The sequence below is a fragment of the Candidatus Nitrosocosmicus sp. T genome, from assembly GCF_054408485.1.
Genome location: NZ_CP166992.1, coordinates 322,192 through 342,960, shown reverse-complemented (window position 1 = coordinate 342,960; position 20,769 = coordinate 322,192). Strand labels below are relative to the sequence as shown.

Here is a 20,769-nt window from a genome sequence, read left to right as displayed (position 1 = left end):
ACTCTTTTTTAGTATGACAACATTTATAAAATATACTACATTATTCAATAGTTTAAATTATAGTTTAGATTATTATACAAGTTTTATATACATATTTCAATATTTTATATAAATAAAATAACTTTACAAAATATTTAGTAAACTAATCCTTATAGGTCACCGTTCTATTATGAGGATTTAGGTTACTAAAATTTATAACCAGATGGAATAGTTGGATAAGATAATCAAGTTTGGTGTTCTCGTATTGAGTAATATAGGTCTAGCAACCATTTTTGGCATATTCCTTGCTAGAATGATGACCTTTGTACCGAGACCATTAGATAAGGTAATAGGAAGAAGAGAAATCTGTGGCTTCACTAGTATAAGTGGAAGAAACGGAATTAAGCCATTAAGATCTAAGATTTGAACAAAGTTAAATGCAAAGTAGTACTGTATCAAGAAATATGTTATACTTATTCGTCAGGACTTGTATTTTACAAGTTATTACAAAATTAAATACATATTTTTCTATAGTCTACAAAGGCTTTGCTGTTTTCACGTAAACTATGTTGACCATCGATACTGAGTTGACGACCAATAATTTGTAAAATTATTCGGTCTATGAATTCACATGATAGATACAGATTTAATAATAATTTTCTATTGATTTAATTATACAATATCATATAATGTGATTGTTGAGAACCTGTAACAAATCTATTGTTCAATCTTCAAAATCCTTCAGGTCAGGTCTTTTATTCTGTTCTTAGACCGTATGAACGTGCATCATAATGATCAATATCCTTCGTACTCATAAGGAAACTAAAACCTTCTGTAGAGCCTGGTTCCATTGTAGAAAGTGGAGATGTAATAGACCGGGTTGTATCCTCTATTGTTTTGTTTAGTGAATCAAATAAGATAATATCTACTTTGACATCTTTTACATTTTCAGTTGAATTGTTTAAAACAATGCCATCTATACCCGTCAAGCCTGTAGGGCTTTCGATAACTGTTATGTTCGATATAGAAAGGTTTATTCTATCAGGTAATGGTGGGACAGATCCTACGGGCCCCTGTTGCAGCTGTGCATAGACAACGGGAAGAGATACTGCAAATAAGATTATTAATAATGTGGGTATTATTAAAATGCTAATTTTTTGTACTATAGTATGTTTATGATAATTCATTCTGATTATATTTAGTTAATAGCATTGGGAAAATAAACATTCTTGGGTTTTTTGTCGTTATCTTTTAAAAGTCATTACTTTTGATTATGAATAAGTATACCGAAGAGTAATATGCCTGATTGATTTATTGCTTTTGTTTTATTATAAGGACTAGATCTCTTGCTTTATTATCAAAAACAGTTTTATTGATCGTGATTCTTCCGTAAGATGTCCTTCATAATTATTCTTTGAAATCATAGATGAATTACAGTAAATATGGTCTCAAAGCGATATATAACAATGAGTTCATGTCTTTTTCAAACCTAAAATTCAGACTCGTAATATATCTATTACTAAACCCACCGGGCCCGTTTGATATCTCTTGCTTTTTTAGGGCCAGTATTATAGTATATCCAACAATAATGACTCCTTTAACCTCTGCTCAAGATTTGACAATGCTGAATAGTCCCCTAAGTTTCTCCATATGAAAAATTCAGGTATGTAACTTGACGACATCATGGTCTAAATAAATGACGATCATAGTAGATAGTTTTGCCATCATTTAGAATTTCAAATATACTTTGATCCCCTTGAATGCATTAGAGTATTCAAAAATTTTTTTTAGAAGGTTTAATTACTTTACGCCATATCATCCTTTCGAGAATTTATTTTCGAATATATAAAATTTAGTTCGCTTGATTGTGATTTTTGTATGTTTATTATGGCTTAAATTTATATATAAAAAATTCTTTTGAAAATTCGATGAGTTCATCACATAAACTATTTGGAATATTTGCAATTCATAGTCCAGAATCTTGTCCTCTCAATAATAACAAAAGCAAAGAGATCTTTAAGGAGATATACAATAAACTGAAATCAAATTCTGCCAAATATGGAGTCCAAGAAATTAACGGATTTTATATGTCTGTTTTAGAACACGAATGGATAATTCTCGTTAAAGCAAATAGCGCTCATGATGTAGAACAGATTTGTATCGAATCTGGAATATCTTCAACTAATACCGTAAAGATTGTGCCATTAACCGATTATCAAGACGTACTGAATAGGATCAATCAAAACCAGTAGCAAGACTTGACTAACTTTCCTTTTTCTTTCTTCACCAATTTTCCTTTATTACTATTTGATCAATTGCGGATCTAATAATTGGATTAAAGATAAAGATAGAAATTTAGTTCAAAAACGTCTTGCTGAATCTATTAAAGTAGTGAGATAAGTAATGGGAGGACTGTATCAGAGAAGAGATAATTATATATCCATGGAGCCAAAAGCAATGGTATCCAGCTCCATTTGTTCAATTATTCAATTATCTGGAAAAAGAATTGAGAAAAATAAGATTCGGATAGTAATTGGACTCATTCAGAGATATTTTTATTAGAAATACGTTTGAAAAATCTATAGACACTGCAAAAAAAATTATATTAGTAACTCCTCATAGTGACGGGGTAAAAATCTTATTCAATAAGCAAACTCGAGATAAAATTATTTAGATAATAAATAGATTTGGTAAAAGGAAGATGATGGGAAAGTAAATGAAGAGATCGTTCAAAAACTAAAAGTAGCAATATTTCCTGGTTAGTTGTGAAATCAAATTTATTATTGGATTTTCAGTCATTTAATAAAATGTTAAAAATCTACCAATTTCCAAAAAAAATGCTGAAATTGTAAAATATATTGAAGACCACAAGGATAACCCAGCTGTAACCCCCCCCCCCCCTAGGTTTTAGATATCATAAGTAATATTCAAGATAAGGATCATAATAATGAGGTCAAATTATGGTTAGAGCTAAATTAATAATTGTTTAGATAAATTTTCAATTCCAATATCATTTTACTGTTTGTAGATCTATCGTAATATTTAAATAGCTAATTTAAATCGATTAATATAGTTCATAATCTTTAATTTCTATATGAAGATGAAATGTCCTAATTGTAATGCAGATTTTAATCCAGATTCAAATAATCTTACGCTCCCATTTTCAAAAAGTAAAGGAGAATATAAGATCTATCATCAAGAATGTTCTACATGCAACCAAATCATAATAGCAGTCCGTCAATATCAAGAGTACACTGATATTTATGAAGAAGATTTTCAAAAGACAATGGATAATCTAAGTTTTTATAGAATGGAATGATCATCCTTTGCCATTAGGATCAATATTAAATTTATAACGTATACTAACTGATTGAGTATCCGATAATTCTATTTTGATAGATAATAGTATGGACTTTGACAACATTCTTTTTTTAAAAAACAAGCCTGATATAACTAATATACTAAAGCCAAATCATTACATAATATTATAAGGTATAGATGGTACATATGGTTGTGAGACAAAGATTTTCATTAGGAAATAATTGTGAATGTATGTGTCATGGCAAAGCCGGTATCGTAGATTTTTGTGGATACTGTACTACATCTCATAGAAATGTGTTCTCCAGAAATAGGACACAAAGATAACTATATTTTTTGCATTAAAGCCGACGTCCTCTTTATTCAATATAGAATTGATATCTCTCATATGCTTATAAATGACTAACAACCAATAAATTACTTTAATTCTTTACCACCTAATTTATTATTATGAAACTAGCCCTATACCCAATTTACATTCATATTAAAACTCCTCATGGCTATATAATCGATCCCCAACTGCCACGCTCATCAGAAATTATATTTTCATTAACCAAATCATCGAATTCAAACAATAAATAAAGGTAACAGATCCCATATACCTTATGAATTCGAAGCCGACTGAATTAATATTCTGTTGTATGTTCCCATTTAATTCGTATAGAGAATGTCTATAACAAGGATTTTCCAGATTCGTTTAGAAAATTAATTTCCTATCTATCTGCGAATCATTACTCAAAGACAATTTATGCAAATTGCAATAAGGTTTCAATAAAGGTCTTGTTTCTTATGATGATGAACTTGGCATCTCTATTTCATAGAATGCCTCAGACCTTCTCATGTTTTTATTTTCCTACTAGAGGTAAACTTATGACATGATTGTAGCCTTATTACACCTTATTTGGATTATCACAGATTGTTGATCAGTGCGTCGTCCAGATAAGGTAGTACAATTTAGACAACATACTATTTAATCCCCGATCTTGTTAACTTTTGCTGAAAATAATTAAGACACTAATTCATTTCGCCTAGACCCAAGTTTTTCTTTAAATCATTTAATTGAGTCACTACCTCGTCTAATTGTTCTTTCATATCTTGCTTAAACTTGAACAACTTCAACTCTACATAGATATCTTCTTTCTTATCCTGCAATAGTAACTTGTCACTTTCATTTAAAGGTAGGATAGATAATTTTTCATACAATGACAATCTATCAAAATATATCTGATAAATTTCATCAGCACTTTTATCTTTGCCACAAATCTCAGCGTTCATTTCATTATCTAAACTAAGCAGTTTATTGACAAATGTGTGACTAGATACTGAAAGTGATGATTTAGACATTTGGAAATAAAATCAACTATAACTCTTATAATCCTTTTTATACTGTTAAAAAGACTTCTAACATTATACTTGTACTTTATATATTAAATAAATCTCATGAAATTCTAATTGTAAGATAGTATTAAACTGAATCTTTATTACGATCTTCAGATTTCAATCTATGACTATTAGAATCCACATCTGAGGACTGATATAGTTCTGAAGCCCGCCTTGCCCGTTTTATCTTTACTATCATATTATAACAGGATTAAGCCAGATTGAAATGATATTAATCAATCAAAAAATTACCATTAACCTAATTCCACCAATAAGGAGTTTGCAATATCCCTTCGAAATACCTTGATTGCTTCACAATTGATACGATGTTTAATATTCTATAACAAAATACTGCTCGATAATTATATACATCATGAATGTAGGAGAATTTACTACCGGCATAATGCTAAGCTTTTAGAAATTCTGAAATAATTTGTAATCTTTCACAGGCGGGCAAATTCTGGAATATAGACAATTAGAAAATTTCGAATGAGGAAATAGGAGTATTGGTCATTTCCTTTAGGATCAAAAATACAAACCAATTGAAAATAGGTTACTCATATGGAAAAAGCGACTTAACAATTTTACTTATTTTATCCTTATTAGAATAATATTCGTTTAAAGAAGAGGAAAGATTATCGGTCATTATTTGATGGCATTTGGTTTGCTCATCATATGAAAGTTCCTTATAACCGTCACGGTTAATTACTGCGATCTGAGACTTTCCCCCTGTTTCTAGATCCAATTGCTTTATTTCACTAATAATGTATGCCGCTATGCCAACATTGTTTTCCGTCGATAAATCAGATACTTTCATATTTATTGCAGAATAAAGTCTGTCTTGTTGTGTAAGAATCAAGCGTGCATATGTGGAACCAGAACCTATTGACACATGATCACTATTTACCTTATATATATAGGGAGATATTTCATTGTTTTTTCCCATTGTTCCAAAACCCATACGGTAAAGATATGAATCGCCGTTCTTTGGTTTTACGGCTACTATAGAGATTGGGGTAAAGAACAATCGTGGTCCATTATATCCGCACAAAAATGAGTGGTTATAGTTGTATATTCTATGCAAATTTATCATAATACTATACATTTGGGTTTTAAATCCCGATTCCAATTCGATTTCATTCCGAAAGTTTTGTTTAAGTTCATCAACAAATAATTCAATTTGAGAACTATCTCCAGAAGCACCTATACCTGCATGACTATTTATTTTGAAAACTTTTTTTATGGTGGTTTTGATTTTGGAAGATGTGCCTTGGCTGTCACTCGCTAAAATAATTCCATCTTTAGACTTTAAGGATATCACTGTAGTCATAGATTTTAGTATAAAACATGCATTGCAATATATAATAATACATGGGTAATGAAATGTTAGAACCCACATTAGACGACTCATATCATCTCGAAGTCCACCAGGCCCGTTTGATTTTCAAAATAATATTGATTAGAACTTTTAAAATTATACTCAGATTGTTTTACATAAATTGGATTCTAAATTATGTGAAAGCAAATGCTTAAAATGGTCATTTTGATAACAGCTCAACTATTCTCTGTTTTAATTCTGAGAGCTTTGTTGGCTTTTGAATTAGTCCAGACAATTTGGCTTCTCTATATTCTTCAGTATCTATCATGTCATTGAAATAAAATGCTGTACTTAAGAGTATCTTTATTTTGGTATCAAGTTTTCGTATCCTTTTAGCAAATCTAATTCCGTCAAGGCTAGGCATACACAAATCCGTAATTATAAGAGAGTATCGACTAGGGTTTTGGTTATAGTGCTCAAGGGCAAGTAGCGGGTCGATGAAAGATGTCGAATCAAAACCAGACCTTTGTAGAAAGTCTCTATAAAGATTTGCGATCTCTGGTTCATCGTCCACCACCATCACTGAATACGGCGATGACACTCCTAATAATATAGCAGTGCAATATATAACCGTTAAACAGATTAGAGTTATACCGAAAATACATACAGTCGATTCATATCATCATTTCTTATTGGTATAGTTGTTATTTATATCATATTTCATTGAGATTTTGCGAAATGTAATTAGGGGTAATTTAAGTAAAATATTTATTAAACTCATATTTTATATTTGCTACCAACCCACATAGTGCAACAATCATAATATTTTGATTCACAATTAATATAACAATTAAATAGCATTATCCTCAATCCAATACTCAACTCATCCGACACCAGCCTATCCTTTTTGTAATAATTTCGTTAATGTCGGGTCTGTAATGTTGATTGACAAAGACTGAACTGCTAATCACAATATTTTAGGGTTTTTTATTAACAAAGTCATAGTAACGTACAATGGTGAGACCAAAAATTATTTATCAACTGATTTTAACTTTATTAGATTGTTGAGTTAAATCGAGTATTCAAATAAATTAATTCTCAAAAAGCGTTAATCATTTTTGATTTTTTTAATGCAGTAAGGATAGTATTCATACAAATGGATTATTCTTACCTAGAGGAAAAAGCATCGATTACACGAAGCCTTATCATGATCTAGATGGAAATTCAATCTTGTCTGAGTATGGGAAAGTAATTCCTTATCAAGGAATGGAAATCTCATATCCAGATGACCAGAAAGTTCTTGTTCTTATATAATGAATTGTTAGATATTTCTAAAGTCAAAGGAGAGCATTGGTTCTAATCCATCCAAACAAATAGGCATGGTAATACTATGCAGTTATTATTTCACTGGTGTGCCGCCTATAGAATTGCTAAAAATTGCTGTACCTTTCCTTCTTTTCTACTCAAATTCTTAGGACTATTTTTATCTTTTTTTCAAAAATTTTTTTTTATAACTCATAAAGAATTGGAGATATATCGCGATTGTTGGTTGGCTCATGCCAATTGAGCAAATCAACTTCACCACCATATAATGATTAAACCACCAAAGCGAAGATTACCATAAACGCTACCCGAAACTAGTGAATAACATATTGTTTTTTAATATTCCGTCCTGACACATCGGGAAACCTTAAGGCCTTTTACTATTCATAATCCTAATAATACAACAAAAAAAATTTCTTGATTTTTAAAATAAATTATTTTGAAGAGAATATCTTGTATACATGTTCACCGGTGCTGCATCTATCATCAGGATCATCTAGCGTTATCTCAATGGTATATACATTCAAAACAGTATTAAATTTCAAGTTTTTTGGTATATATTCAGCTGTGTTACCTGAAAATTTATAGTTTCCAGTAGCCGTCTTATGTATAATGCAGTCTCCGATTTTAAAAGATTTGTTTCCAAAATGATCTACACTATAATAAGGTTTGGTGTCATCATCATTGGCTACAGATGAAGCAAGTGTACCTTGATCTGTTACGAACACATAAGAGTAATAACATTCATCACCACAGTCTGTTGAAAATGATCGGCCGGCTTGACCTTGTACTTGGATGTATGGATTACCATCTTTTAACCCAAAATTAGTTATCTGGAAATCCTCCTTATGAAAAATAGCCAACGCATCGGATGTTATCAAATTAATTCCAGCAAGCAATCCAAGAGATAGTATGATTAAAAGTATCAATGTTTATCTTACTGAAGACTGTTATAAAGATTTTTCAAAAACAATTACCTCAAATACAGCAAAATTGGTACTTCTTGTATAAAGAGACGAATAAATGACAATCATTTAGATATTAAATTTTAGCTTATCTTTTATTACTAAATGCATTCTATTTGAACACTTTAATTTTATCCAGCTTGCAAGATAAATCTATACATGGAAAAAAGAAAGGGTGTTGCTGGCAATTGAGATATTCTCGTGTAATAAAAGAGATATAAACTAGATAAAAGGTAATAGAGATTACAAGATATTTTATTTGTAGAGAAACAGAATATTATAGAACAAACATTCTAGTTACATTTGAAAGGGTTAGAGTCAACAAGTTTACTTGAACTGTTCAAATCGAAATTTTACTATTGATTCATATTTGTATTTAATACAATTCATGTCTACAATAAATTATAATTCAATATCCACTAGATTTTTTAAAATATTACTTTAATGCCTCTAGTCAATTAATAACGTTTTAATGACCTTGAAATTCGTACTGTTGATAGAATAACCCATTTATTTAGAATTTTAGATCCTCTAGCGCATAATCTTAAATAGTGTTCATCGTAGATATAATTATGTCCACCTCTAATCCATCAGTTTTGGTAGTAGATGATGAAGATGAACTTGCAGAACTATATAGCAAGTTTTTAGAGGTAAGTGGATTTAATTGTATGTACTTTACTGATCCCCATGCGGCTATCGATGACTTTGCTAAGAATTTTAATAGTTATAGTTTAGTAATTACGGATTTAAGGATGCCTGGACTTGATGGATTAGAACTTACTAGAAGATTACGGATATATAATAAAACTGTCAAGATCTTATTAATCACTGGATTTTTAGTAGAGGAAAATCTAGATCAGGATTTGGTAAAGGAAGTAGGCGTATCCGCTGTCCTTGAAAAGCCCATTCATTTTAAGGATTTAAAACCAATGATTAAACAAACTTTGACAAGTTAGATTATTTTACATCTCTAATTTAGATTGTACACAATTGCCAATTTAGCGAAAAGGTCTATTGGAATCTTGATTGAAGATATTATTTATCTAAAATGGCTTTCGAAAAATGTATTATAAAGTTTATTACTAATTCAAGATACTCATAGATCAAACATTTGATTTTATATTTGAAATATCATGCCGAATACCTTTAACAAAATGAATAAAATGTTGCTTACTGATTTATTATCGCATGCAATTGTGAAAGCTTGAATGGCATGACAAGGATATCTTTTTTCTCAATTGCTGTGGAGTTTAAAGCCTCTTGTAATAATTCTTCTTTTATTGTAGTTGTTAACAAAACTATACGTTGATTTGGGCTATTTGTATGTATTTTCTTCGCAACATCTAGTCCCCGTGTGCCTTTCAACTGAGTGTTTAAAATGACTACATTGTATTTCTTTCCTTCTTCCTTATCCTCTTGGAAGATATGCAGAGCTTTATCTCCATTGTCAGTTGCTATTGATTCAATACCAACTAATTCGAAAAATTCTTTGAATAGTAAAAGTATTTCTGTATCAGATTCCGCCAGTAAAACGCGAGTATAATTTATTAATTTTGAAAATAATTGATCATTTTTTACATTTGTAAATGTATCTTGCTCTTTTTTTTGTTGTTGATATAGAATTAATGTATTTTTAGGATTATTGCTACGAACTTTTACCAAAAATCCTCCTTGATTTTCATAAAATGGGTTTAGCCCGACATCTCTTAGTTCAGGTCTTCGTCTTAATCCTTGGATCATCTCGGAGTAATTGGATTCAGTGAACATTGTCTCTTGCCTTCTCCTTTCTTATTCAACATTGCTTATATATCTCACTTTTTCTTGATTTTATGATATCTCCACTCATCAAATACTATATAATGATTCAAAACATCATAGTTGGACTTTGGATCGTTGATACTATCATTAGTTACAAGATAAAAAGTCAATTATATTGTTTTACATGCATAAAAGTCTCATCTTGTCTACATTAAGTAATCTATTGTTTAAGGAATGTTCCGCTCACTCGATTTTATTCATATAAAGTAGCAATTAAGGTTTTAAATATAATTTCAGCTATCCACAAGGTTAGAAAAACAGTTGTTCAGGATAGTTAAGATAATTATTTGTTACTTTTAATTGGCGGTTCAATATGTTTGATAAGAATTTTGGGCTGAAAGAGAGATAAGTACTGCCTGGGTAAATCTAGAAAAATTCATAAAAGGCATTATCGTTTAGGTAAATCAAACATAAAATATAAAACTAATTTCTAATATGAAGGATTGAGTTCCTGTTTTTGTAACTAAGTTTATCTTAAAGAGCTTAAATTATCTCGTTATTAGTAAATCTCTCATGTTATAATTACGCTTATCTGACAATATCTACGTCCAAAAGAGTAGATTCGACTACGTAAAAATTTACTGGCACGTTTACATTTATTAGAAGTAATTAATGTTAATTAGACTGATAGAATCAAATATTCACTTTTTGTAGGAAATGTGACGTCTATCCTCAATGTTTTACCATTTCAAATTGATATAGACCTTGCCTATCTGATGTTTTATAATTCCCTAGTTCCTTAAATTTAACTGTAGAGGGGTAAACCCCCCCTTTCCATTTAATAATTATTAGATTAATCTTTGGATGAATCCGACTCTATTTTTGTCATACCACGTTTGCGATACTCTTCTTGAGCTTGTTCTGTATTACTTCCAGTTTGACCTTCTGATGCAATACTTTGATCGCTTGGATCTCTCCTTACTGCGGTAGGTTCACCCGCATTTATTTTGGCTGGTGTCATGGGTTCTTTGTCTGAATATTCTTTTAGCGGATCACTTTTCCTTTCTTTATTAGTGCCGGCTGCGCCTTCTTCATACTCTTTATCATTTGAATTTGTCATATGCAATCTTAATTAACAAATTATATAACGTATAACAATAACACTAGAATCAAAGAAAACTAAAGTAAGTTGTTATCTATAAGTAAAGTAACGGCATCAAGGCAACATTGGTGTTTGCTTAAATATCTAACATTCTAGTCCGATTATGAAATTAATAAAATTCATCAGTCAAACTATAATAAACAGTCACTTTCTATATTAAGATTTGCCAGTTGTTCTAATATTTTCCTAGAATTCAGACTACTTTTTCATTTATTCATCAAAGTTTTATCTATTTATAGTATGTTTTATAAGAAATATAATGAGTGCGACATCATCTAATTTTAAATCTACCCAAAAAATACCACAGGAAGCATTACAGCTTAATAAATTGACCAAGGTATCCTCAGGATATTTAGAAATTTCTGCTTTTAAAAACTCTGATACACATAGAGGCTACTTTTGCTATAATTGTATATATTTTATGAAGCCAAATCACTGTGCAATTGTTACTGATGAAGGACAAGATGTAGACGGTAATGTATCTAATGTAATAGCACCATATGGTATCTGCTCACTTTGGACACCAAATGAAAAGGAGATTAAATAAAGTAAAATGTCTGATAAAAACATAATTGAAAAGGCCGCAGATGTTGTTGGGAATATAACTAAATTTCAAAAGCAATCTAAATTAAAATCGGCTTATGTCGAACGCGAAGAGTTTAAGGATTCTGATCTACATTCAGGGTATTTTTGTTATAATTGTATATACTGGATTGATTCTATGGGTGGAAAATGCATGATTGTATCTGATGAAGGTCCTGACGTTTCTGGAAAAGTATCTGGTATAATAGCACCGCATGGGTGTTGCAATGGATATCAATCAGATTATAACAAACTTCGCGATCCAAAAGCATCATCTTAATGTATCGGAGGTAACTACTTCAGCAGGATTAGTCCATCAATAACTCTAACATAATCCTTATTTTTTTGCTTCATGATATACCTATTATACGATGGTTCATTTTTGTAGTTCTGTCTTGTAAGCCTAATTATGTCTAAAACTATAATATCGTAGTTTATGAATTAGAACCCACTATCACCGGTAAATCGATATATTCGTTATCAAACCCATTTAAACCCTTTAACACTTGATCATGGGCGTTAATCTGATTCTTAGAAGGCTGTAGAAAAGTATCATCAATATAAAATATTATCAATAATAAAAAACAACCTTGATTCAAACAAGCAAACTATTTGTCTTTACCGACATTCACGTACAACTGCTTTCACGACCACATTTAATTAAGGTGGCAAGCAAATAATTGAAAGCAAATTTCATTTATTCAAATTTAAACCCTTGTGGAGGTGGCGAGCGTTTTACTCTTGTTACGATGAATGCGGTAGTAGAGATGGGAATAAAGGTTGATTTGACTACCCTAGAGAATCCAAATCTTTCTAAATTAGAGAATGCATTTGGCAAGGATTTAACTTCGATCATGAAGCAAATAAGGAAAATAAATGTATTACAAATGTTTGATCAGGAAAGTATCGATAGCAATATTACTGATAACGATTATGATTTAATAATTAATACTCATGGCGATATTGATCCCTATTATAGTCCTAAACTTTCAAAGACAATAGTAGTTACTTATTGCCACTATCCATCGGCTAAGTCATTTATTGAAAATAAGGATTCAAATTATTTTGAATATCACCTTAAAGTCAATAGAATGCACTCCTCGTCGCTAAAGTCAAATGCAGTGTCTATCATCAACGCGGACCAATCCATAAGTTATTTGTCTTCCGTCAACAAAAGAACTGATCCGGATTCAACAATTGATACCCTTGAGAAAGTGAATTGCTATATCAAATGGGTAAAAGAAACTTATGATAAGATGATTAGGAATTCATTTCTGATTACTAATTCGCAATATAGTAGGAAAGCAATTATTGAGGCTTATGGTATTGATGAGGCAGTTGTCCTAAGCCCACCGGTAGCAGTTAATAATATTCGCGATAGTTTAGGTTTTTCTTCCCCTACAAAAGTTTCATCTGAGCATAGAAATAACCTAGTTTTGGTAATTTGTAGAATAGAACCTAGCAAAAGAATTGAAAATGCTATTTACCTCGCAAAACTACTAAAGGAAAAGAAGATTGAAACGAAGATGATTATAGTAGGCAGTTGGGAACCATTTTATCAAGATTACTATGAAAGTTTAGAGAGGCTCATAATAGATAAAGATGTTTCAGATATTATAACTTTTAAGATAAATGCCAGCTTTGAGGAGCTACTCGAGTTAATGAAGAAAGGTAAAGTATATTTTCATCCTCGAGAGGGCGAACACTTTGGAATTTCAGTAGTAGAGGCAATGAGTGCAGGTTTGGTTCCTGTTGTACCAAGCATTGGAGGACAAGCAGAGTTCGTTCCAACAATGTATCAGTATAATTCGTTAGAGCAAGCATCCCAAATAGTAGCCTCTGTTCTGGATGTTGGGAATGAGGAAAGGCAAAGAATAAGTGATTCTGTTATCCAGTTTTCAGACACAAACTATAAGAGACAATTTCAATTAATCATAAACAAGTTGATATATAATGTAAATATCGATCAGCAGTATAATTTTCCCCGCTTTGCACCGATCAACAAATAGCATCGAATTGAGAAGGTAAAATTGAAAAATACATTATCATATAATTTAATCAACCTTTTGATTTTTTAGAGGCAAGAGAATGAAATCATAATAGATTCGAATTTGGTTATATTATAAATGAATATCTTAGCAACAATGAGTAAATTTCTATAAAAATTACTTAGTTGTATCCTCTATGACTCTATCTGTCTTATATGTAGATGTGTTTGAATGTATTCATAATCGTGATAGGATGAGCGCTCGTACATCTGTAAACGGCTTTAAGTAAACAATCCATTCTATGACAGGATATGGATTTTTTATTGTTCTTCATCTTGCTAAATTGAAAGAATGTACTGATATCTTTTAAGTGCTATATGACGACACTAGGTAGAATTAGTCGTATTATAGTAACAATTAGGACCTAGTTAAACTACGAATATAAGGAAAATGAAAAGTTGACTTTACTATGTAGACAACTTTTCATCTTTCGCTTCTTTTTCAAGGCATTCCATAAGCCTTGACAGATGTCTTTGCTTATCTTGTTTTATTTGATTCCAGAGATCAACTAATTGAGTATTTCCGTCATTTTGAGCATCTTGTATATACTTATTAACCGTGGAATACAGAAAATCAGCCTCTCTACCTAATGCAGATAGAACATTGTATGTAGAATTCCTTAACTGAGTGCTTTCACTATTGTTTGACATTACTTAATCTGGTCTAACATAGTATTTAATCAGCAATACTTGCTCTATCCTAATTCGCAATTAATTAATAATACGTTGACGATTAACATCCTGACGCTTAAATCTGAGTACAAAAAAACTTATGATACCATAGCAGTAAACACTCTAATTAACATTATCTTTTCATTAAATACCCTGTTTTTTAATAATTATTACAATGACAAAAGGTAACAATAAAAACGATAATAATGACAATAGTAACAGGGGATTAGCCTCAGCAGATGAAGAAACAAGAGAAAGAGTAGCAAGAGCAGGTGGAGAAGCACCACATGATGAAAGAGGATTGCAAGCAGCGGACGAAGAAACCCGCAAAAGAGTAGCACGCGAAGGCGGCAAATCTTAGAATAGTAACGTCCTTACTTTCATACCTAACTTTACATTTTATTTTGACTTAACTTTTACCCAGATTACACAAGTCTCCCCATTGTATCCAAGCTAAAATATTTTCTATGATTGATTTGGTTATTTTTTTTAAAAAATCTACGGAATCTCTAAACTTCCTCATATAGTCTGATCTGTTACAGTGCCTCCTCCATTAAGTACTATATAACATTCTATGAGTTAATATTTTGATTATATATGTCTTTTAAACCAGCTAATATATGTGCATAATTTTCTGTCTCCACTAGCCTACTTTTCTGGATACTTTTCCTCAAGGCTTTTCATAAATCGATCATATTCCTTCTTGTCCATTCCTAATTCCAATATTTTCTCTAAAATCTTTTCTTTTCTTTGATCCCCTAGTCTATCCTGTGGAGATGCTACCGCAAATAATATCATCAGGCCGCCTATCTGCCAAGAAAGTTGTAGAAATTCAGATTGCCAGTTTTCTGTAGTTTGTCTAATAAACTCATTCCAGAAAACATTCATTAATATGGGTTGGCTATGTTGATTTTGCTCTTCAACAAATTGGTTGAATGCTGTTACCCCATGTATTAGCCATGAAACTGCAAAAAATATGATAGTAACATACAGATATCCACGCTTTTTAAATTCTCGCATAAGTAATAATGGTGTACAAAGTAAATAGACTACATAGAAAAAAATAACAAATGAAAGAATCAAAACCTAAATTAAAGACACTTAGACAATACATCGAAATTTATATAATTTCTGGTCCAATATTAGTAAGGACAAGATAAATCAAATATCAGGTAGTGTAATAGTAGCGTAATAGCTGATAGTTGTAAACCTCTTATTGTACGCAATGCAGTGGGAAGCTAATTCAAGAAATTTAAGTTCTATAGTTTCAAATTATGGTTAGAGTACGTGATTGGCTGGACTATATGCAGAAATTTCTTCTTAAAAAACATGTTACTCAAGCAGAACATATGTTTAAGGATAAGCACCATGTGCTTCTTACCTGATATACCCACTATAATAAAATTTAAATTCAGTCCTTATATACCACCTGTCCTTCACCTATTACTAATATTGGATAACCTGTAAATGAAAAAGGATCTCCATTCCAAACTATTAATGATGCTTTATAACCTGGCTTTACCTGACCTATCTTCTGTACACCAATGATGTCAGCAGCTTCTGAAGTGATTTTTGAAATAGCATCTGGTTTTGACAGTCCAAAGCGCATCAAGTGCCTCACTGTATAAAACATGTTTCTTTGAAGAATGATAGGATGATCGCTCATAAGAGAAAATTTTGCTCCTGATCTCAACAAAAGTTCAGCGTTTCTCCAACTATTGTGCCTTAACTCATCTTTATTGGAAAAAGAGTCCATTGGCCCGTAAATATGGGTATTGAATTTGCTTTCAATGCTTCAAAAATTTCGACTCTATGAACGTCAAGACAGTGATTTGCAACTACTTTTAAATCAAACTCCTTTACCAATTGAATTAAAATTCGAACATCATCTTCTCGATGTACATGCATCATTACGGGGTACTTTTGATTTAAGATATCCATCAATACTTCAGTTATGGGATCGATATCATCCCTTTTTTTTGATCCTTCATTCAAAAGGTTTTGTGTCTTTCTGGCCTTGATTAAATTTTCTCTTAGTAGAGGTATAAGACCCATGCGAGTTGATGATCTTTTTCCTTTCCAAGTGGTAGTACTTCTTGGATGAAATCCTAATACTGCTTTTATCCCTATATCACCAATGAAAGCATCTTCAATATCTTTGGCAAAATTTCTTATTAGAACAATCTTTACTCCAATAATGTTACCGCTGCCAGGGAAGGCACCTGAATAAAGTACTCCATGTTCTATCGACTCTTTAAACATTGGATCATCCATATAGACACTATGTAACGCATTTGCTAAAGGAGTAAAAGGATCCATTTGTTCATTTTCTTCGTATTGTCCGCTATATTCGGCAGAACGTTGTAAACCAATGTGACTATGTGAGTCAATAAAAGCGGGTGTTACGAACATATTATCACCGTCTGTAATTAATTCTCCATCCTCTTCCCTAGGCCTTTGAGTATCAACATATTTTATTTCATCATTTTCAAAACCTATGAAAACGTTTTTTCTTTCATTAATACCATCAAACAAATGAGCTGCTTTTATTATTTTTATATATCTACATCTCCATTGAATAATCTTCATGTTATTTGAGAAAACATACTATAAATAATTCCTCTGTGCCACAGGTACTTCGACTACGAGTTTCATTGGATGTCGATACTAATTATTGAATCAATTTTAATGTTTTTGCCAATCTAATTTTTGGTCAACTGTCACCCGATTATCTAGTGGGAGACCAGAACGGGTTTCATCTATCAAAATTATGGAAAATATTGCGACGAATCAAACTGACTATTGATTTTATTTCACATTCTTCTGTAAAGTAAGTAGAGGATTTACTATGGTTGATAACAATGTTTTCTACAATTCTAATCAGCATCATACCAATGACTTACAGATCGGATTCTTCCAACAAGTATTTTCATTGGGTGGAAATCATCAGAATTCTACCCCATTATAGAGGAGATTAATAAGACTGGTCATGATGATATTAAAGAACTTGTTCAAAACCATCTCATTAATAATGTCTTTTCTATTACATTTCTGAATGCACACAAAAAAGAATAGAATAGACCAGTCTCATAAACACTCACAATATTTATCTAAAAGGACTCTTAGCAATTATAAAGAATATTACAAGCCAAAGAATAGGCAAATATTCGTTATCATTTCATATCATTTAAAAATTAAAATTTTTTTACTTATTTATAAATTATTATTTGTAATGTATAGGTAATGATTTCTCAAGAGACAAGCAGAAATCTGTATGAATCTAAAAGATATACGCATTAAGGAGATAAAGGAACTTGTAGAAAATCCTGTTTTAACAAAAGAGGACGCAGCATTATCAAAATTATTGCAATAATGATAAAAGAAAATGCTCATGAAGTATTTATTCAACTACCAGATGATAAGTCCGTTTCATGTATAAACATCAGGGATATTTTATTAGCAACAAACAATGAATCATTAAAATCCTCATCCATAAAAGTAACTATTCCAAGTCTTACTGAGGATGACAGCATAGGAAACGTTGCAAGAATAATGAGTCTGTACCGATTGAGATCGTTGCCAGTGATAAATTCAAACAGCCAAGAGGTGATAGGACAAATTTCATCAAAGAGAATTATAAATTATATTTATGATGCATTTTTAAATAAAAAAATAAAGGATCAAGCTATGATGTCAGCATCCGATATTATGACTCAGGGATTAATAATCATAGATCCCACAGGCAAATTGGATGCCGCCAACATTACAATGATGAAAGAATCAATAGATCATCTACCGGTTGCTGAAACCCAAGCAGATGGAAAGACGGTAATAAAAGGAGTAGTAACATCCAACCGCCTAATACAAACCTTGGTACCTAATGGGACTGTTGAGGGAGAGGGATCACTGGATATAGCATCTGAAACGGAAATAATCAGATTGGCAGATCGAAAAAATATTTTAACAGTGAAACCAGATGACACCTTCATATCTATAATAGAGTCATTATTGAATGCAAATTCAACATACGCGATAGTTCAATCCTTCGATGGTATGCCATTAGGAATAATTACATATAGGGATATAATTTCGGTATCAGGAGAGCAAACTCAAGCGAAATACCCATTTATATAATGGGAATGCCGGATGATTCTACGGAAGCAGAACTTGTAAAATCTAAATTTCATAATATTGTAGAACATCTAAGCAAAATATCTCCCCAAATTCAAGAGGCACGTTGCAAGATAAAAATTAAAGATAGGGAGGGCGGAAGAAGAAGATATGAGGTATCTGCGAATATCTACACTGCACATAGGCTTTATTCATATTCCTCATCCAACAAGTGGGATCTTGCACCTATTTTTGATGAGATGATTGAAGGCTTAAAGAATCAGATAGGAGATGTAAAGACGGAACACCAAAAAGAATCTTTAAGATATTCAGGTGGTGGATACAACTAACACAACAGTATCATCTTTTAATTTTTAATAATATATAACAGATATATTCATTTTATAAATTATAAAGATTAGTATCTTCTACTGGTAATAGTAACAAGGCTATGTGAGTTGAACTGTAAGACACCCCTTATTTTTTAAATCATGACTATTTGGAAATTAGTTCTCTCTGTGATTATTTAATATAATAATTCTATTCTAAAAGTCACATCAAGTAAACAGATCCATTTCGGGAATAATTGGCATATTGTTTAACTTTACTTTTGGTATTCCAAACTTAAAAAAAATTTCTGTATGATATGAAATGGACTAATTCTACTATCTATTTCGAAAATATTAAGGCAGAGGTTATGAATGATAGATAACATAGGAAATTAAAACTCAATTTATTGTTAGTCGTCAGGAGAAAAATAATTTGACATTGTTAAAGTAATCGGTTTCTTGGATAACCAATAATTAGATCAACCTCATGGATTCAAAGTCCCGCGGTGTAGAATTGCAGGTATTGAATATTGGTTGATAGGGTCAGCGTAAATTTGGACTCATAATATACTATTACTAAACCTAGCCGGTCGAGTTTTTAGTAGATTTTTTTGTGTCATATATATTTAGAAGTTTCCAATATTTCTATCAAAAGTTTTTTGCTTTTGAACTACGAATCATATTTACTTACTTGAAGTAACAAATGAATCATAAATGAGTCAATAAGGATATCGGAATCCACCCTTTAGGGCAGATATCATCTCGAAGCCCACCGGGAGCGTTAATCACAGGATTTCAAATAATTCTTGCTAAAACAACATAATGAATAAGAGAAGCTTTGTCACTATCATGTGGCTCTTAGCACAACAAATATAGCTAAAGAAATACATTAAGATAGGTTTTTATGCATGTATTTTAATCATTTTCTAATGAAAATAGCAAATAACACATTTATTTTATTGTTTTCTACATTTATGGTGATAACTCCCATCGGGATACAATTATCATATTCTCAAAGCCAGGAGTTGTCTAAGGAAGAAATACAACCCCGTAGCACAAATGTGGCAGAAAACCTTGTTATGAGTGATTCTCAAACTTTATTACTAGAGGATAGAACATTACCTGAAGGAAATTATCTTCATCTTTATGACTCATCTCCATACAATATTATGAATAGTCATATTACTGCAAAAATTCCATGTAATGAGGACTTTACCACACCTATTATTTTCCTAATTGGGCCAGACAATCCAATGCCTATAGTTGGATTAGCTTTATCGCCTTTGCTTTCACAAGCTGGAGGCCTTTGTATGTACACAGGTGATATTTTAGTAAATAATTCCACCAGTATTACGGACATTGCAATATACAACAACTCTACTGAGGATATTGTTTTTCCATCGACATCCACCATACATATAAGAGTTAATGAGGTTGCTCCACAACTAAACAATACCATCCAATAACACACAATTTTTATTAATTTGTTGAAATTTCTTAAAATCATAATTTTTTGGACAAAAGCGATATTTTATATCCGATCTTGTTATCTTGGAATATTTCGATAATATGCTACTGATTTTTAAATCCTGATTACTTTTAATCACATTACGAGGATAAATCATAGTAAATTTTTTTGATTTAGTCATTGCGTAACTTTTCCTAATGTACGCGAAAGTGAAGAATTAAGAATTTATCTTGTTCGTCTAATATACACTAAAAAGGGAGATATTGGAGGATTTCGAAAAAAGTACATAATCTAGACAGCAGGAGATAATTTTTATCCGGCAGTTAAGAATCGGAATCGCCCTTTAGTGCCGATATCG

The 20,769-nt window shown here is 31.3% G+C and carries 23 protein-coding genes; 11 read left to right on the top strand and 12 right to left on the bottom strand.

Annotated elements, in window-relative coordinates:
• Window positions 1–211 precede the first annotated feature (211 nt).
• Window positions 212–406, top strand: a complete 195-nt coding sequence (locus AB0A59_RS01765; RefSeq protein WP_458745939.1) for a hypothetical protein — start codon at window positions 212–214, stop codon at window positions 404–406.
• Window positions 407–734: 328 nt separating this feature from the next.
• Here the strand turns inward: AB0A59_RS01765 and AB0A59_RS01760 are convergent, their stop codons facing one another.
• Window positions 735–1,166, bottom strand: a complete 432-nt coding sequence (locus tag AB0A59_RS01760; RefSeq protein ID WP_458745937.1) for a hypothetical protein — start codon at window positions 1,164–1,166, stop codon at window positions 735–737.
• Window positions 1,167–1,405: 239 nt separating this feature from the next.
• Here AB0A59_RS01760 and AB0A59_RS01755 point away from each other — a divergent pair, with 239 nt between their 5' ends.
• On the top strand, window positions 1,406–1,633 hold the full coding sequence (locus AB0A59_RS01755) for a hypothetical protein (RefSeq protein ID WP_458745936.1): 228 nt from the start codon (window positions 1,406–1,408) through the stop codon (window positions 1,631–1,633).
• A gap of 274 nt (window positions 1,634–1,907) precedes the next feature.
• Complete coding sequence (locus AB0A59_RS01750; RefSeq protein ID WP_458745934.1) at window positions 1,908–2,231, top strand: hypothetical protein; 324 nt, start codon at window positions 1,908–1,910, stop codon at window positions 2,229–2,231.
• A gap of 2,080 nt (window positions 2,232–4,311) precedes the next feature.
• Here AB0A59_RS01750 and AB0A59_RS01745 read toward each other — a convergent pair.
• The 4 genes from AB0A59_RS01745 to AB0A59_RS01730 form a co-directional block, all read right to left on the bottom strand.
• Window positions 4,312–4,641 (bottom strand): hypothetical protein, encoded by a 330-nt coding sequence (locus tag AB0A59_RS01745; RefSeq protein ID WP_458745932.1) that lies wholly within the window; start codon window positions 4,639–4,641, stop codon window positions 4,312–4,314.
• 589 nt (window positions 4,642–5,230) lie between these two features.
• Window positions 5,231–6,007, bottom strand: a complete 777-nt coding sequence (locus tag AB0A59_RS01740) for a hypothetical protein (protein ID WP_458745930.1) — start codon at window positions 6,005–6,007, stop codon at window positions 5,231–5,233.
• Between the two features lie 208 nt (window positions 6,008–6,215).
• On the bottom strand, window positions 6,216–6,596 hold the full coding sequence (locus AB0A59_RS01735; RefSeq protein WP_458745928.1) for a response regulator: 381 nt from the start codon (window positions 6,594–6,596) through the stop codon (window positions 6,216–6,218).
• A gap of 1,156 nt (window positions 6,597–7,752) precedes the next feature.
• Window positions 7,753–8,247: a hypothetical protein gene (locus tag AB0A59_RS01730; RefSeq protein ID WP_458745926.1), complete on the bottom strand. Its 495-nt coding sequence runs from the start codon at window positions 8,245–8,247 to the stop codon at window positions 7,753–7,755.
• 608 nt (window positions 8,248–8,855) lie between these two features.
• On the opposite strand from AB0A59_RS01730, the gene AB0A59_RS01725 reads away from it, so the two are divergent.
• Window positions 8,856–9,239, top strand: a complete 384-nt coding sequence (locus AB0A59_RS01725; protein WP_458745924.1) for a response regulator — start codon at window positions 8,856–8,858, stop codon at window positions 9,237–9,239.
• Between the two features lie 214 nt (window positions 9,240–9,453).
• On the opposite strand, the gene AB0A59_RS01720 is transcribed toward AB0A59_RS01725, so the two are convergent.
• Window positions 9,454–10,050, bottom strand: a complete 597-nt coding sequence (locus tag AB0A59_RS01720) for a response regulator (protein WP_458745922.1) — start codon at window positions 10,048–10,050, stop codon at window positions 9,454–9,456.
• 844 nt (window positions 10,051–10,894) lie between these two features.
• Window positions 10,895–11,161 (bottom strand): hypothetical protein, encoded by a 267-nt coding sequence (locus AB0A59_RS01715; protein WP_458745920.1) that lies wholly within the window; start codon window positions 11,159–11,161, stop codon window positions 10,895–10,897.
• A gap of 301 nt (window positions 11,162–11,462) precedes the next feature.
• Between AB0A59_RS01715 and AB0A59_RS01710 the strand changes: the two genes are divergently transcribed.
• Both AB0A59_RS01710 and AB0A59_RS01705 read left to right on the top strand, forming a co-directional pair.
• The gene (locus AB0A59_RS01710) at window positions 11,463–11,750 is read left to right on the top strand and encodes a hypothetical protein (protein WP_458745918.1); all 288 of its coding nucleotides are present in this window, start codon (window positions 11,463–11,465) and stop codon (window positions 11,748–11,750) included.
• A gap of 6 nt (window positions 11,751–11,756) precedes the next feature.
• Entirely contained in the window at window positions 11,757–12,065 is a 309-nt protein-coding gene (locus AB0A59_RS01705) for a hypothetical protein (RefSeq protein ID WP_458745916.1), read from the top strand.
• A gap of 154 nt (window positions 12,066–12,219) precedes the next feature.
• Here the strand turns inward: AB0A59_RS01705 and AB0A59_RS01700 are convergent, their stop codons facing one another.
• Complete coding sequence (locus tag AB0A59_RS01700; protein ID WP_458745914.1) at window positions 12,220–12,360, bottom strand: hypothetical protein; 141 nt, start codon at window positions 12,358–12,360, stop codon at window positions 12,220–12,222.
• A gap of 105 nt (window positions 12,361–12,465) precedes the next feature.
• Between AB0A59_RS01700 and AB0A59_RS01695 the strand changes: the two genes are divergently transcribed.
• On the top strand, window positions 12,466–13,794 hold the full coding sequence (locus AB0A59_RS01695) for a glycosyltransferase family 4 protein (protein ID WP_458745913.1): 1,329 nt from the start codon (window positions 12,466–12,468) through the stop codon (window positions 13,792–13,794).
• 446 nt (window positions 13,795–14,240) lie between these two features.
• Here AB0A59_RS01695 and AB0A59_RS01690 read toward each other — a convergent pair whose 3' ends face one another.
• On the bottom strand, window positions 14,241–14,483 hold the full coding sequence (locus AB0A59_RS01690) for a hypothetical protein (RefSeq protein ID WP_458745911.1): 243 nt from the start codon (window positions 14,481–14,483) through the stop codon (window positions 14,241–14,243).
• A 196-nt stretch (window positions 14,484–14,679) separates the two neighbouring features.
• Here AB0A59_RS01690 and AB0A59_RS01685 point away from each other — a divergent pair, with 196 nt between their 5' ends.
• Complete coding sequence (locus tag AB0A59_RS01685; protein WP_458745909.1) at window positions 14,680–14,865, top strand: hypothetical protein; 186 nt, start codon at window positions 14,680–14,682, stop codon at window positions 14,863–14,865.
• Window positions 14,866–15,152: 287 nt separating this feature from the next.
• On the opposite strand, the gene AB0A59_RS01680 is transcribed toward AB0A59_RS01685, so the two are convergent.
• From AB0A59_RS01680 to AB0A59_RS01670, 3 genes are all read right to left on the bottom strand, one after another.
• Window positions 15,153–15,524: a DUF6766 family protein gene (locus AB0A59_RS01680; RefSeq protein WP_458745907.1), complete on the bottom strand. Its 372-nt coding sequence runs from the start codon at window positions 15,522–15,524 to the stop codon at window positions 15,153–15,155.
• Window positions 15,525–15,915: 391 nt separating this feature from the next.
• Window positions 15,916–16,170: an amidohydrolase family protein gene (locus AB0A59_RS01675; protein ID WP_458745905.1), complete on the bottom strand. Its 255-nt coding sequence runs from the start codon at window positions 16,168–16,170 to the stop codon at window positions 15,916–15,918.
• A 59-nt stretch (window positions 16,171–16,229) separates the two neighbouring features.
• Window positions 16,230–17,093, bottom strand: a complete 864-nt coding sequence (locus tag AB0A59_RS01670) for an amidohydrolase family protein (RefSeq protein WP_458745903.1) — start codon at window positions 17,091–17,093, stop codon at window positions 16,230–16,232.
• Window positions 17,094–17,876: 783 nt separating this feature from the next.
• Here AB0A59_RS01670 and AB0A59_RS01665 point away from each other — a divergent pair.
• The 3 genes from AB0A59_RS01665 to AB0A59_RS01655 all read left to right on the top strand — a co-directional run bounded on the left by AB0A59_RS01665 (window position 17,877) and on the right by AB0A59_RS01655 (window position 20,409).
• The gene (locus AB0A59_RS01665) at window positions 17,877–18,638 is read left to right on the top strand and encodes a CBS domain-containing protein (RefSeq protein WP_458745901.1); all 762 of its coding nucleotides are present in this window, start codon (window positions 17,877–17,879) and stop codon (window positions 18,636–18,638) included.
• Window positions 18,638–18,964, top strand: coding sequence for a hypothetical protein (locus AB0A59_RS01660; protein WP_458745899.1), 327 nt, complete (start codon window positions 18,638–18,640; stop codon window positions 18,962–18,964). Before AB0A59_RS01665 ends, AB0A59_RS01660 begins: the two co-directional genes overlap by 1 nt.
• 908 nt (window positions 18,965–19,872) lie before the next feature.
• Complete coding sequence (locus AB0A59_RS01655; protein ID WP_458745897.1) at window positions 19,873–20,409, top strand: hypothetical protein; 537 nt, start codon at window positions 19,873–19,875, stop codon at window positions 20,407–20,409.
• Window positions 20,410–20,769: the final 360 nt, after the last annotated feature.

What these genes read in the sequence shown, in the direction of transcription:
- AB0A59_RS01760 (WP_458745937.1), bottom strand. Translation starts at nt 1,166, where the DNA reads ATGAATTATCATAAACATACTATAGTACAAAAAATTAGCATTTTAATA.
- AB0A59_RS01755 (WP_458745936.1), top strand. Translation starts at nt 1,406, where the DNA reads ATGAATTACAGTAAATATGGTCTCAAAGCGATATATAACAATGAGTTC.
- AB0A59_RS01750 (WP_458745934.1), top strand. Translation starts at nt 1,908, where the DNA reads ATGAGTTCATCACATAAACTATTTGGAATATTTGCAATTCATAGTCCA.
- AB0A59_RS01745 (WP_458745932.1), bottom strand. Translation starts at nt 4,641, where the DNA reads ATGTCTAAATCATCACTTTCAGTATCTAGTCACACATTTGTCAATAAA.
- AB0A59_RS01740 (WP_458745930.1), bottom strand. Translation starts at nt 6,007, where the DNA reads ATGACTACAGTGATATCCTTAAAGTCTAAAGATGGAATTATTTTAGCG.
- AB0A59_RS01725 (WP_458745924.1), top strand. Translation starts at nt 8,856, where the DNA reads ATGTCCACCTCTAATCCATCAGTTTTGGTAGTAGATGATGAAGATGAA.
- AB0A59_RS01720 (WP_458745922.1), bottom strand. Translation starts at nt 10,050, where the DNA reads ATGTTCACTGAATCCAATTACTCCGAGATGATCCAAGGATTAAGACGA.
- AB0A59_RS01715 (WP_458745920.1), bottom strand. Translation starts at nt 11,161, where the DNA reads ATGACAAATTCAAATGATAAAGAGTATGAAGAAGGCGCAGCCGGCACT.
- AB0A59_RS01710 (WP_458745918.1), top strand. Translation starts at nt 11,463, where the DNA reads ATGAGTGCGACATCATCTAATTTTAAATCTACCCAAAAAATACCACAG.
- AB0A59_RS01705 (WP_458745916.1), top strand. Translation starts at nt 11,757, where the DNA reads ATGTCTGATAAAAACATAATTGAAAAGGCCGCAGATGTTGTTGGGAAT.
- AB0A59_RS01690 (WP_458745911.1), bottom strand. Translation starts at nt 14,483, where the DNA reads ATGTCAAACAATAGTGAAAGCACTCAGTTAAGGAATTCTACATACAAT.
- AB0A59_RS01685 (WP_458745909.1), top strand. Translation starts at nt 14,680, where the DNA reads ATGACAAAAGGTAACAATAAAAACGATAATAATGACAATAGTAACAGG.
- AB0A59_RS01680 (WP_458745907.1), bottom strand. Translation starts at nt 15,524, where the DNA reads ATGCGAGAATTTAAAAAGCGTGGATATCTGTATGTTACTATCATATTT.
- AB0A59_RS01675 (WP_458745905.1), bottom strand. Translation starts at nt 16,170, where the DNA reads ATGAGCGATCATCCTATCATTCTTCAAAGAAACATGTTTTATACAGTG.
- AB0A59_RS01670 (WP_458745903.1), bottom strand. Translation starts at nt 17,093, where the DNA reads ATGAAGATTATTCAATGGAGATGTAGATATATAAAAATAATAAAAGCA.
- AB0A59_RS01665 (WP_458745901.1), top strand. Translation starts at nt 17,877, where the DNA reads ATGATAAAAGAAAATGCTCATGAAGTATTTATTCAACTACCAGATGAT.
- AB0A59_RS01660 (WP_458745899.1), top strand. Translation starts at nt 18,638, where the DNA reads ATGGGAATGCCGGATGATTCTACGGAAGCAGAACTTGTAAAATCTAAA.
- AB0A59_RS01655 (WP_458745897.1), top strand. Translation starts at nt 19,873, where the DNA reads ATGAAAATAGCAAATAACACATTTATTTTATTGTTTTCTACATTTATG.